Here is a 12,160-nt window from a genome sequence, read left to right as displayed (position 1 = left end):
CTCTCCGTTGAGCAAACGCACCCAGTCCATTCGCTCGATGTTTTCCGGCCAGAGCGAGCACTCCGTTGATGGTGACATCAAGCGGCCGGCGCTGCCGCGTATGAGCTCCGGCGCAGTCCGCTCGCTCAAGGACACCTTTTCGGACGTCGAGAAGGAGTATGAAGTTCTTCGCGCAAAGCTCGCGTCGGGCCAGCTCGCCGTGGAGATCGACCCCACCCTGATCGATCCCTCGCCTTTAGCCGATCGCTTCAGCGAGCAGGACCCAGCCAGTTTCGAGGCGCTGATAACTTCGATCCGGGAAAGAGGACAGGAAATTCCCGTCCTCCTCCGCGAGCATCCTTCTTTATCCGGTCGCTACCAAAGCGCCTACGGACATCGGCGCATTCGCGCCGCTCGTGCGCTCGGCATTCCCGTCAAGGCCTATGTGCGCTCGCTGAGCGATGAAGATCTAGTCGTGGCGCAAGGGGTGGAGAACTCCGCCCGCGAAGATCTGAGCTTCATCGAACGCGCGGTATTTGCTTGCCGTTTGGAGGATGCCGGCTTTGCCCGTGCGCTGATCCAGTCGGCACTTTCCGTCGACCGGGCTGAAGTTTCCAAGCTGGTCGCTGTCGCACGCGCATTGCCGCGCGAACTTGTGGACGCCATCGGGCGGGCACCGAAAATCGGTCGAGGCCGCTGGCAGTCACTGGTTGATGCGATCGGCAACGAGCCGGCATTGAAGCGCGCCTTGGCGGTTGCAACCAAAGCCGGCTTTACGACACGGGAAACGGATGACCGCTTTATGCTGGCCTTTGCGGCCGCGACAAAGTCCGAAAAAGGGCAAGCCGCTGGGCTTGCACCTGAGACTGTCACTAGTGGATCGGGTGCGGAGATCGGAAAAGTGGCCACGACTGACAAGCAATGGCGCCTGTCGATCCGGCGCGATCGGCATGACGGATTTGCAGATTATCTGACGGCGAAATTGCCCGAGCTGTTTGAAGCTTACGAGGCGGCGCTGGAGAAAACGCAGAGCAGCGCCGAATAGGGCGCCGTCCTGAAGATTGAAAATATTGAGGAGCAGCACGGCAAAAGAAAAAAGGCCCCCGAAACACCGTCTCTGAAGGCCCTTTCTCGTCATTTGGCGATTTCGAGATTCGCACTTCCGGGATTCACAGTCAAGACTCTCTTCGGAGATTTGGCGCCGTTTCGGTGACTGGCATTCCTTTGCCTGAAAGAAGGTAAGGCTGAAATGGACAGGTTATCCGTAACGACGCCATTCGGGCGGCGGCCGATGTCGCTTGCCCTGGTGAAGGGGCAAATCAGATCGTCCGGCATCAAAGCCGGAAAAACCGTCGACAAGTGGAAGGTGCTTCGCGACGTATGCGAGGCACGGACGCTTCTCGGCGTCCAGGACCGCGCTCTGGCTGTGCTGAATGCACTTCTGTCATTCTATCCGCAGGGCGAACTGGCTGAGGGCAATGACCTCGTCGTGTTCCCGTCGAACGCCCAGCTGACCCATCGCGCCAATGGCATCGCCGGCAGCACGCTGCGCCGCTGCCTTGCTGCATTGGTCGAGGCTGGCCTGGTTTCGCGCAAGGACAGCCCCAATGGCAAGAGATATGCACGCAAGGACGGCGAAGGCGGCATAGAGGAGGCCTACGGCTTTGATCTCGCCCCGCTTTTGGCCCGCTCGGAAGAACTGGCAGGCCTGGCCCAGGAAGTTGCGGGAGAACGCCGGCGGTTCCTGATCGCCAAGGAGCGTGTCTCATTGTGCCGCCGGGATATTCGCAAGCTGATTACTGCCGCGATCGAGGAGGGGGCATCCGGCGATTGGGGGCATGCCGAAGACATGTTTGTCGCGCTGATTGCGCGAATTCCACGCCGCCCAAGCCTCAAGGATTTGCTGGCGATTGCCGAGGAGATGACGCTTTTGCACGAAGAAGTCGTCAACATGCTGGATGATAACGCGATTTCCGAAAATATGGCTACCAATGGTGGTCTATCTGAGCGCCACATACAGAATTCAAAACCCGAATCCTTCCATGAACTTGAACCTAGCTCTGAAAAAGAGCAGGGCGAAAAGCCGAGGGGGGAAACCGGAGGAAAGCCGAAGGGGGTACAGCCATTCCCGTTGGAGATGGTTTTGCGAGCCTGCCCCGAAATCAAACCGTTCGGCCCGGACGGCGTGGTTTCCAGTTGGCGCGACCTGATGATGGCCGCGGTGACCGTCCGCTCGATGCTTGCCGTCAGCCCGTCGGCTTATGAGGAGGCGTGCGAGGTGATGGGCCCGGCAACGGCTGCATCCGTGGTGGCCTGTATGTACGAGCGGTCCGGACACATCAATTCGCCCGGCGGTTATCTCAGAGATCTGACAAACCGGGCGCGGCGCGGAGAGTTCTCGCTCGGGCCGATGCTGATGGCACTGCTTCGTGGGGCGCCGACATCCAATCTGGCTTCTGCGTCGTGAGCCGGGCTGCAGTTGGGCAGACTGCTCGCGGCTCGAAGCTTCCCCTTGTGAACTGCACCTAGCCGGAGACAGCGATCGCCATCGGTCTGGCAGTGTTTGCCACACCAGGGTCCGGCCGTTGCTTCGAAAGGTTTGACAAGCGGGTCGCCGTTTGCGGCGATCTGGCCTCGACTGTCGGCGTCACCACAACACGCGACCTCCCCTCCTCCTCTTTCGTCTCTCGGTGGAGGGATTGCATTAGTTCGATTGCTGCGACACCACCGGGAGGTAGACAGTCGGGGTTGAGGGCTTGTTGCCAACAAACGTGCTTCCGACAAGGAGATAGGCCGCAAGTGCGAGGACCGAGATGAGTAATATACCAACGGGCAGGCCGCCGGAGGTGTGACGTTCTGGCTTTAGGTAGTTTCTTTCACCCAACATAGCGAACTCCATTTGCACGTCCGGAACGGGGAAAGGGTGCAGGTGGTTCCCGGGAAACGGGCGGAGCTGAGGGACAGGTTCTGAGAACCTGCGGCCGACATTTTAGCACCATGACCGGTGTCTCGCCTGAGACCGCAGGTAGCATCTGGCCCGGATATCTAGATTGTTCGCGCTTGTTCGTAGCTAATTCGGGCGCTTTCAAACAGGTGGCGCCGAAATATGCCGACAAAGCCTTCGCCCTGGTCGCTCAAACGCAGATTCCCGAAGTCCGGCGCTGCTCCGTGGGGAACGCGGTCTTCAGGCTGAAGGGTCCCTGAGACCCATCAGTCAAGTGATTCACACGGGATCGGCGTGCGCAAGCGGTTGTCGTTTACCGGAACAGACCTATGGAAAAATGAGCCGATGGCGGCGGCTCCCGACAAGTGGCTCGATCGCACGCCTTGACATGGTCCGTATTTGTTGCCTGCGCAATTGAGGTCTTTCGACCTTCACTATTCAGCGCGATCGGTGCTTAAGCACGAGAGCGGAAAAATGGCATCGATGCGCAGGGTTCAACATGATTGGAAGCGACTGTTGCGAGAGCCCAACAGTGAGCTGCCAGCACTGCGACCGACTGTTGGGCTCCGCATAATCGCACGAGCATCTCGAGATCGGCGTGCGATATGTGAAGGACTTCCACCTGGGCCCGTCTCCCTCGAGGCAAACTGCTCGTGGGGTCGAAACAACTCCGGCGCTCACCGGCGCTTTTACAGTTGCCGACGTCCGAAACCGTCCTTGGTTATGACGGCAGCAAACACAAGTGGCGGGAAATATGACGAAAGCATCGCAAGATATCAGCGGCGAGAGGCAAGTGTCTTTTCGCAAAGGCCTGTGATGATTGGCCATGGCGGAGGCACCGTCGCAGGAGATCGACCACGACCGGCATTTGAGCCGCATCTGTTTTTCGGGCTACCATTTGGGGCTCGAACAATCTGTCGGATCGACCAACGCTCGACGGTGTATTAACAACTGCTTGTTTAGCGGGCGAATTTGATACGGTTCAGACATGCGACCTCAAGCGCACCTCCGATGTATACCGCGCAGCAGCCTCGTCGAGAGGTTCCGTTGACAGTCACGGTTGCGTGACTGCGTGCGGAAAACGGCGACATCGCTCACGCTATCACCGACCACTCGAACGAGTGCCAGTTGAAGAGCGACGATCTCATTTCCAAGGACATCCTGCCAATCACTCAAAGGCTCGACGGTCGAGCCGGTCATTCGCGCTGCAAATCCGTCGCGGAAGTCTTGATTGTCGTAGCGTGAGCCTTTTGAACAACCGCTTTCGGTTTCATTTGCCGAGGAAAAGCGGGGGCGTGTTAACCAACCCTGACACTAAAAATTGCGCACAACGACCCTAGGCAATGAGTAGTATTTGCTCGGGCTCGCCTCGGGTTGGGAAGCTCAGGGCGGCCAATTCCAGCCTTTCCCTAACTCGTGACGATGGCGTGTTAAAGTCAGACCTTTCCCGAAAATGGCACCAGCTTGCTGCTTTGCCGTTCGTCAGGTCGCCTTTCCTTTCGCAGCAACTGCGGTGAGACGTTCCATTGGCGGGCGTTGTCGCCGTGCACAGTCACCGTTTTGCGGTTGCGACGGATGACGATTCCAGCCTGCGTCTGGCCGTTACTGTCTTCGAATATCACGCGCTCGCCGATCGCCAGTTCAAGCAAGGCATGCGTCCTTCTGCTGATGCAGAAAGTGCAGCCGGTCGACGACCGCATCGTGCAATTCGATCAGCTCTACTTCGCTCGAGGTATCAAGGTCGAACTTCTGTATGCTGGCTCCATTCATGAAGATGGTTGCCTGGAACATGCGCCAACGCAATCGCGCCGCACCAACAACCCACAAGATCCTCCGGCAAAAGGGGAAATCCGCCGCCGTCACCGTTTCTGCCCCATGTCCTACCAGGCAGGAGCGTCCGGACCCGATTTGGCGTGTGCTAACTACATGAACTTGCTTTCAATGTACGGCCTAACAGAATGAAAAGTTCAGTTTACTTCCGCCACGCAAACTCTACTGCAGAAAGGGTCTGATTGTGGATATGGCGAGGTGCGCTGGTTTCGGATTAGAAATCCTTTGAGATTCCACTTGGCGGCCTTGCGTTTGGGTCAGAAAATTCGGCAGCAAGGCGCGGGGCTGCCATTTTCAACCCGCACATCGCCCGGCTGTTTTAGTTGTCGGGCGACATGCAAACCTGGTCCGGTAGCGATACCTAAAACTAGTCTCTCTTCCACACATTAGGAGGGGCTGATGGGCGCGGAGGCAGCTACGAAGTTCTAGGCAGGAATGGTGCGGTGAGATGGAGTGCTCGTACCCCACAAGGTGACTGCGATGCTGCGGCTCAAGAAGCTGTGGGCAGAGGCGCATCGCGTGAATAGGAAACTGCCTGTCCATACAAGGATCCAAGCCGGTTTTGGCGATCCTGTCGCCAGCATCCGATTTGCACAGCATGTGCCTATGTCGTGACCCTTTGGCGCGTATGTCCGCAGTTGAGCAAATTCCCCGGCGCTGATGCTCACAGCTGTCGAGGGAAAATCAACCCATGCGCCGCATCGATCTGGTGGCCGGATTTTCGCTACAGGGATGTCGCGCGAAAGAGTGCGGTGGCTTTGCCTTTCCAAGGATGGATTAAGCAAACGCCCAAAAGCGCGTAGACGTATTGCGAAAAATTGCGCCGTATGTCGAAACGGTTGATGCCCAAGTTGAAGATTTCAAGGGTACCATGCTTGGCACAATTGATGAAAGATGAGGACCCGTTGCCCGGCGGGCCCGTCAGTTTCATTCAATACCGATCGGCCGGAACCCGGCGCAGGGGTTACCTACTGGACAATCAGGGGGCGATGGGTTGCCGGTTTGGGAGAACCGATACAACGGGTGTGGCAGTTCGCGAGCAATTCGCCGGGTGTTTCGTCGGGAGTGCGGACCGTGTCCGACCAAGCCCAAAGGCGGTTCACCATCTCCAAACCTCCAATTGCGCCATGATCCCGCACGTTTCGTCGTTTCGCCCAGATCATGATGCCTCAATCGTTGTTTTGAAAGACGAGTTCAAAAACGAGCGAATTTACGCACCAAAGCTCCATTCCAGCTACGATATTGCCTGTCACCAGCATCGTGATTGGACAGCGCCAACGACTAGGAACAGGCTGGTGCTGGGCTGGCTCTCGCAACGTCGTTTGATTGGAGGCGACAATGAAGCATCACACCTTGGAGCAGTTGCAGACCATCGCGCAGATAGAGCCAATTTTCGGCGCGCGCGGGATGACACGCCGACAGCGACTGGAACGTTGGGCCGAGTTGCTAGAGCAAATTCGGCACAGGCACCTCGACACGCTTCATGAGACCGAGTTCCAGTTTAGCGACGAACGAAATGCACTGCGTAGCGACTACTCGCCGATAACGGTTGCCTTCCGCGATCCAGTGCTGCATGCGGCCGGCTTGGACAACGACACCTACGGCGAGGCGAAACGGTTCTTTGAGATCAGTGACGAGGAACTGCATGACATCGTCTGCTACTGCCACTTCGGCAGGACGGTGAGTGCGGCTGCAGCGGCTCGCCAGGTCCGAAGCTTACTCTCGGAGCGTCCGCAAAGCTTCTGGTCGGCGGTGGCTGCATTCTTTGTCGCCTAGGTGCCCTTGAACCCGATTTTTGCCAATCTATGTGGGCGCAATGGACGCCGCTGAGTTGCCTCAAGGGTGACATGGTTCTGTAACGAAAATGCGGTTGATTTGCGTTGCTGACAACGAACTTGTGCCTTGATGTCGTAGGCAGATCTGGAGTTCATTACGTCGCCTACCATTGGCCGGCGCAGCCGGCCAATGGTAAAGTTACGCTGGGAGCCGTGTCAGGCCCGCAGGTTGTCAGCCGATGTCTTGCCTGATTTGCGGTCCTCGACGAGATCGTAGCTGATCTTTTGGCCGTCGTTCAGACCACGCATGCCTGCCCGCTCGACGGCAGACGCATGGACGAAGACGTCCGTGCCGCCATCGTCGGGCTGGATGAAGCCATAGCCCTTCGTCGAATTAAACCACTTCACGGTACCAGTCGCCATAACATTCCCCTTCGTGAGCCTTGGAACCAGGGGTTCGCACGGCGTTTGTTGCGCCATCAAAACTAATGGATCGGGCGGAGAAGGGAAGAGGGTGCTTGAAATTAAGTGTTCTGAGAGGTTCCTTCGTACCCTTACCGCCGCGCGCATCTTCGTCTGTAAATTTCGCGACCTCTGTGGAAGCATCAGAGGCCGGCACGGCCTCGGGGCGGCAGTCAGCTGACTTAAGCGAGCCCGGTGAGGTTTGATTTGTTGTCTGCAGACAACGATGTCGGTTGACTATGCAGCAAGACAGCACGCATAGGTGGCATTCAGGGGATTTGACCTGGCCCGGTACATGCGTTGTTGTCTGCAGACAACATGGGACGATGCATGAGCCCCGCTCGTCATAGCCGCCGCCAGCCGCGTAGGCGCATCCCTAAGTAGGCAGCGGCGTCAAACCGCGGCGCTGTTTCGGCAACGCATGCAGTTTGCCGGTGGACGAATGCCAAGGCGAAGTGTTTGTGCGCGTCGTGCTGCCTTGCTTCAGTGCCAACGACATTTGAGATTGGATTGGACTGCATCGTCGCGTCGCGCTGGCTGCGTTGGGTCGACGGCCCGCTCCCGTTGTTGTCTGCTGACAACAACCGGGCTCAAGACTCCCGGAAGCCGGGAAACGCGTTCTGGCTTATTTTTCGTTGTGCCGGCCTGGTCGGAGCTCAAAACGGGTGATCTCTCCCTAGATGCGCCCTCTTCTAGACTGCAGGTGTTGGCAAGGGGGCGACGTTGTCTGCAGACAACATGGCGCCTTCCGTTTCACCAAGTGTCCGTTACGGCGGGCCAGCGGCTATCACCCCGTGTGGGCAATTTTGAAGATATGGAACCTGGGATTCTCGTCTGCGTTGATCGTTAGGAAGGAGATCCTAGATGCAAGATGACAAGACGAAGACAACCAGCCCTCGCCGGCTCGCGGCAGGTAGCCAGAAATATGAAGTCGGCTATTTCGCAAAAAAGCACGGGATCAAGGAGAGTGACGCCCGGCGTATCATCAAGCAGCATGGTGGCGATCGCGACGCTGCTGATAGAGCCGCCAATCGGCTGCGGGGATAGTTGGGCATATGTTCGTCGCTGCTGTTGACGCAGGGTGGGAGCAATTACTCGCGTCCACCCAGTGAGTGACAATGTGCCCATGGGCACCGCGGTGGATCGCGTTAGCTTCTGCATCTGGAGCGGTATTTGTCGTTGCCTTCTGAGGTCATAGCGTGTTGCCGCGCTACATCGGTTGGCGCCATGGGACCCGGGCGAGCCACCGGAGTTTGAAGCCCTATCGCGGTAAGGCTGGTATGCGGCCGGCATAAAAAGTGCCCGCGATGGGACATATTTCAATGCGAGCCTGCTGTTCGGGACAAGATGGGATGAGCGCGACTCTACCGAGCGATCGATTCATTAAGCGTTGCCAATTGGAGCATTGGCGGGGATATCGCCTCCCGGGTCGACTGTACTGAATGCGTATTGTTGGCTTCGGTCTTCCAATCGTCGCTTTCGTGAAGACGTGCCATTCTATACGATCGGCGTGATGCGCATGCCGGCATCGCAACGCACTTGCGGTACGCGATGGGAATTTCTTGCCAGGCTAACTGGATTGGATAAGGCCGTACAGGCCGGGCTACTTCGCATGGCAACCTGAGCGCCGACACACGCAGCAAGTTGGAATGATTGCCATGGCTGGGACCCCGTCGATTGCCGTTGAAGGGGGCTGTGTACGGGCGTCGTCTACCAAATCTTTCAGCTTCCAGATTTTGTAATTGCGGACCATGCTCGCGAAGCGGCCCAGTTCGGCACCAATTGCCGATCCTGCTTCGAGCGATATTCTTCTCGTCGATCGTGCATCGGGCGATCGCCGGTTCAACCTCGGTCGTCGGGTAACGCTCAGGACGCCGGCCAAAACTTGCGACATTACGATTCTACATTACCCGAATTCAGTGTTGAAGTTGGTATCATATCAAGTTGACTCACACGGTAATGCCTTTGACATACAGTTGACGGAGGCTAGAATGCCTATACTGGCGCGCCCAAGCGGCGCGAATGGCATGATAAATCACCCCCAGCAGTCGATCCTATCCGACCGAGCGCAACGCTTGCAACGCCAAGAGTGACGGAAGGGAATGACCGATTGGCTTCTGATTGCCAGAACTCTGCAGCATATTCAATTAGTTAACAATCACAGATTTCGACTAGGGATGCGACAAGAACGGGTACGTGGGGCAGAAAGGGTGGCGGCGCCGAAACTCAGTTGGTTGATGATGTTGTGGGTAGCTGTTGATCCGCGTTGCATTGGTCGAATTTCGGAGTGACGATCGCTCTGGATGGAGGCCCAGGATGCACGGGATCGACCTTGACGCATTGAATGAAGCAGAGCTGATCGAATTGCACGACGCGGTTGTCGATCGGCTCCACTTTCTGCATCAGCAGAAGACGACGCATGCCTTGCTTGAACTGGCGATCGGCGAGCGCGTGATGTTCGAAGACAATAACGGCCAGACGCAGGCTGGAATCGTCATCCGTCGTAACCGCAAAACAGTGACTGTGCACGGCGACAACGCCCGCCAATGGAATGTCTCACCGCAGTTGCTGCGAAAGGAAAAGCGAACTGACGACGGGCAGAGCGGCAAGCTGGTGCCGTTTTCGAGAAAGGCCTGACTTTAACTCGCCATCATGACGAGTTGCGACAAAGGTGGAATTGGCCGTCCAGCGCTTCCCAACCCGAGGCGATCCCCCAGGAAATGATAGAAGGAGATGCCGAGCTTTTGGCAGGTCTTCATCAGTCCGAGCATGACGTCGCGGGCAATGCGACCGTCGGCACTTATGGTGCCGCCGGAGATCTTGCGCCTGGTGACGAAGGAACGAATATCGTTCTCCGACGCGTTGGTGTGCAGTGGAATATATGGGTGCTCGAGAACTTTGAGCAGTTCAGCCTTTCGTCGGTGGAGACGCAAGAGCAACTTGTCGAGCTCGGTATAGCCGGTACGTTGCGCGAATATTTTGTCGAACCTGCGCCGAAACCCGGTGATCAACTGCGGGGAAGGTTGTTGTTTCCAGACCTTCAGCGCCTTGTAAAAGCGCCAGACGAGGTCACGGATCGTCGTGACCAGCCGTTCTTGTTTCGCTGTCGCCGGCATCAGTTTCTGCAGCAGGCGTTCCGCATGAATCCAGCACAAGGCGTGGTTGGCGACACGGAACTGACCCGCATCGTCCGAAACGATCACCGTGCTGCCGAGCAGGCCGTGATGGCGGATGGCGCCCCAGATCGCCGCCTCCGCGACAGGACGCAGAAGCTGTCGGTCGAGGATATCGATGCCCTTGCTGGCCAAATGCTCGAGGAACGCAACCTGATCGGTGAATACTGCAGGGGGATTGGTCTTGAGCCTGGCCATGATCGCGTGCTCGACGCCCTGCGCCTTCAACCAGTTCATCGCCTCGTCATTGAGAACATAATCCTGATGGCCCGACCGCAGGACGGACAGGAAATTAAGCCGCGATTTGGAGAAGCTGGTGCGAAAGGTGGAAAAACGCTCGCCGCCAATCTGGGTGGTGGAGGCATTGCGCCGATTGTGCCATGCACCGGTATCGTCGACCGTGATGAACGGCGCCGACACCAGCCCGGCATGAAGAACCGCACTGTCTTCCTCGACGAACGGATCGAGGTTGGTGGTGAGCAGCCGGACAACCCGCCGCTTGGAGATCTCGACGCCGATGCTGTTGAGGATCGCGGTCAGGCGCGGCGTCGTGACCTGCCCCTGGGCATGCAGCGCCAGACAGGCGCGGCGCAGGTTCCGGCCAAAGCCGCTGGAGACCCCTTCCGGCAACGGCGCGACGACGCCTTCAGGCGTCAGCCAGCGCTCGCGGCGGTAGTTCACAAGTTCTGCCGCCAGCACCAGATCGCGCACGAAGAAGCTCTTGTAGCCTTTGAACCGAGAACCTTCAGGCGCATCGGCCCTCAGTGTCACGGTGCGGGTGATCCGGTTCCGGTCACGCTTGGGGCCGCGTGGCGATTTACCAGCCGCACGATCACCGTTACCGGGTTCTGTCGCCTTCTCCATGCCGGACGGTCGAAACGGCGGACGCGGCGGCAGTTTCTTCAAGCGCGCAATCTCGTCGCGCAGCTGTTGGTTCTCAGCCTTAAGACGTGAATTGTCGAGCCGAAGTTGGGCATTGTCTTCCCGCAAGGCTGCGTTCTCGGATCGCAGTGTTGCGACCTCTGTCTTGAGCGCGTGCAGTTCCTCGACAAGGCCACCGACGAGACGGCGCATCGCCACCAGGGACAGCGTCTCAACATGCTCGACCGAGGGCCGCCGCTTCTTCATGACTGGAGGAACCAAGCGGCGGCCGCCATGACGCCCACTGCCGTCAGGCACAATTGGGCGAGAGGCCAAGTCCGTTGGACAAACGCTTGAGGTGCAAGCCGAGCGAGGCTTGACTCCCGACTCCACCATCTCCGCCGGCAATCACCACCATTTGTCGTAATAGCCGCGCCAGCTCCCCACCACCTGATGTGAAGGATGCTTGGTTCGCGTAACGCGCGGCGCCTCGAACCCATAGAAAGGATGTGCGCCGTCCACGGCTGCTATTGGTCCGGTGCTGAGACGGTTGCTACGTGGGAATTTTTATCTCAGAACCTGTAGACCGTCAGGGTTCCAGCTCTCGGCTCGAATCGGTCCAATCCGCCCCCTTCGGGTGGCGCCACTGGCGGCCCGGCCCGATTTGCAAGTGGGCCGATCGTTCGCTTACGAGACCGATATGTGCTTATATCGACAACTTGTCTTTGGTTTGCTTTAATTACGCAATCACAACGTGGGGGCTTCTATGGCTTGGGACGGTTGGAACAGAGATGGCGATGGATGTGTCAGGATATCTGCAGTCCTGGCTTGGAAAAGTGCAGCACTGCTAGGCGAAAATGCCGATATCGGCTTGCGGATTGAGTTCTCGGACGAACCGGCATCGCACCACGTCAGCGCGCTTCAGTTCGGCCTGACAGCGGCGCAAGCGAGAGCCTTGAGCGCCGATCTGGCAGCTCATGCCGATAAACTGGAAGCGCAGCAATTCGGCATAGCCACATCGATGGGAGATCGACAGCACGCCAGTTGACGCGATGCCTGAGCGGCGCGCACGGCGTGTTGTCGGTCTGCAAGCGCTCCCATGCGCGCTGATGCGTTCGTACTCTGCCATAACCTTC

Annotated in this window: 10 protein-coding genes; 7 read left to right on the top strand and 3 right to left on the bottom strand. The window is 58.0% G+C overall.

The genetic code is table 11. The annotated features are described in order from the left end of the window. Positions 1–7: 7 nt before the first annotated feature. Both repB and repC read left to right on the top strand, forming a co-directional pair. Positions 8–1,024 carry a plasmid partitioning protein RepB gene (gene repB / locus ASD52_RS10285; RefSeq protein WP_025431290.1) on the top strand — a complete coding sequence of 339 codons (1,017 nt, stop codon included), beginning with the start codon at positions 8–10 and terminating at the stop codon, positions 1,022–1,024. 204 nt (positions 1,025–1,228) lie between these two features. Continuing rightward, a complete protein-coding gene (gene repC, locus ASD52_RS10280) occupies positions 1,229–2,446 on the top strand; it encodes a plasmid replication protein RepC (RefSeq protein WP_057224152.1) in 1,218 nt (405 codons plus the stop codon). A 1,913-nt stretch (positions 2,447–4,359) separates the two neighbouring features. On the opposite strand, the gene ASD52_RS39530 is transcribed toward repC, so the two are convergent. Then, positions 4,360–4,572: a hypothetical protein gene (locus tag ASD52_RS39530; protein ID WP_225906445.1), complete on the bottom strand. Its 213-nt coding sequence runs from the start codon at positions 4,570–4,572 to the stop codon at positions 4,360–4,362. A 19-nt stretch (positions 4,573–4,591) separates the two neighbouring features. On the opposite strand from ASD52_RS39530, the gene ASD52_RS39085 reads away from it, so the two are divergent. Both ASD52_RS39085 and ASD52_RS10260 read left to right on the top strand, forming a co-directional pair. Then, the gene (locus tag ASD52_RS39085) at positions 4,592–4,885 is read left to right on the top strand and encodes a hypothetical protein (RefSeq protein WP_162255911.1); all 294 of its coding nucleotides are present in this window, start codon (positions 4,592–4,594) and stop codon (positions 4,883–4,885) included. A gap of 1,206 nt (positions 4,886–6,091) precedes the next feature. After that, positions 6,092–6,529, top strand: coding sequence for a hypothetical protein (locus ASD52_RS10260; RefSeq protein ID WP_057207688.1), 438 nt, complete (start codon positions 6,092–6,094; stop codon positions 6,527–6,529). Positions 6,530–6,744: 215 nt separating this feature from the next. Here the strand turns inward: ASD52_RS10260 and ASD52_RS10255 are convergent, their stop codons facing one another. Then, the gene (locus ASD52_RS10255; protein ID WP_057207687.1) at positions 6,745–6,951 is read right to left on the bottom strand and encodes a cold-shock protein; all 207 of its coding nucleotides are present in this window, start codon (positions 6,949–6,951) and stop codon (positions 6,745–6,747) included. A gap of 903 nt (positions 6,952–7,854) precedes the next feature. Here ASD52_RS10255 and ASD52_RS10250 point away from each other — a divergent pair. Then, complete coding sequence (locus ASD52_RS10250; protein ID WP_057207686.1) at positions 7,855–8,037, top strand: DUF3606 domain-containing protein; 183 nt, start codon at positions 7,855–7,857, stop codon at positions 8,035–8,037. Between the two features lie 1,269 nt (positions 8,038–9,306). Next, complete coding sequence (locus tag ASD52_RS10245; protein ID WP_057224147.1) at positions 9,307–9,627, top strand: hypothetical protein; 321 nt, start codon at positions 9,307–9,309, stop codon at positions 9,625–9,627. A gap of 2 nt (positions 9,628–9,629) precedes the next feature. Here ASD52_RS10245 and ASD52_RS10240 read toward each other — a convergent pair whose 3' ends face one another. Then, a complete protein-coding gene (locus ASD52_RS10240) occupies positions 9,630–11,291 on the bottom strand; it encodes a transposase (RefSeq protein ID WP_057224145.1) in 1,662 nt (553 codons plus the stop codon). Between the two features lie 499 nt (positions 11,292–11,790). Here ASD52_RS10240 and ASD52_RS38315 point away from each other — a divergent pair, with 499 nt between their 5' ends. Beyond that, the gene (locus ASD52_RS38315) at positions 11,791–12,072 is read left to right on the top strand and encodes a hypothetical protein (protein WP_156407948.1); all 282 of its coding nucleotides are present in this window, start codon (positions 11,791–11,793) and stop codon (positions 12,070–12,072) included. Positions 12,073–12,160 lie beyond the last annotated feature (88 nt).

Source organism: Ensifer sp. Root142 (assembly GCF_001426785.1).
GTDB lineage: Bacteria > Pseudomonadota > Alphaproteobacteria > Rhizobiales > Rhizobiaceae > Ensifer > Ensifer canadensis.
The sequence above is the reverse complement of the archived record's forward strand: the minus strand, read 5'-3'. Positions and strand labels throughout refer to the sequence as shown.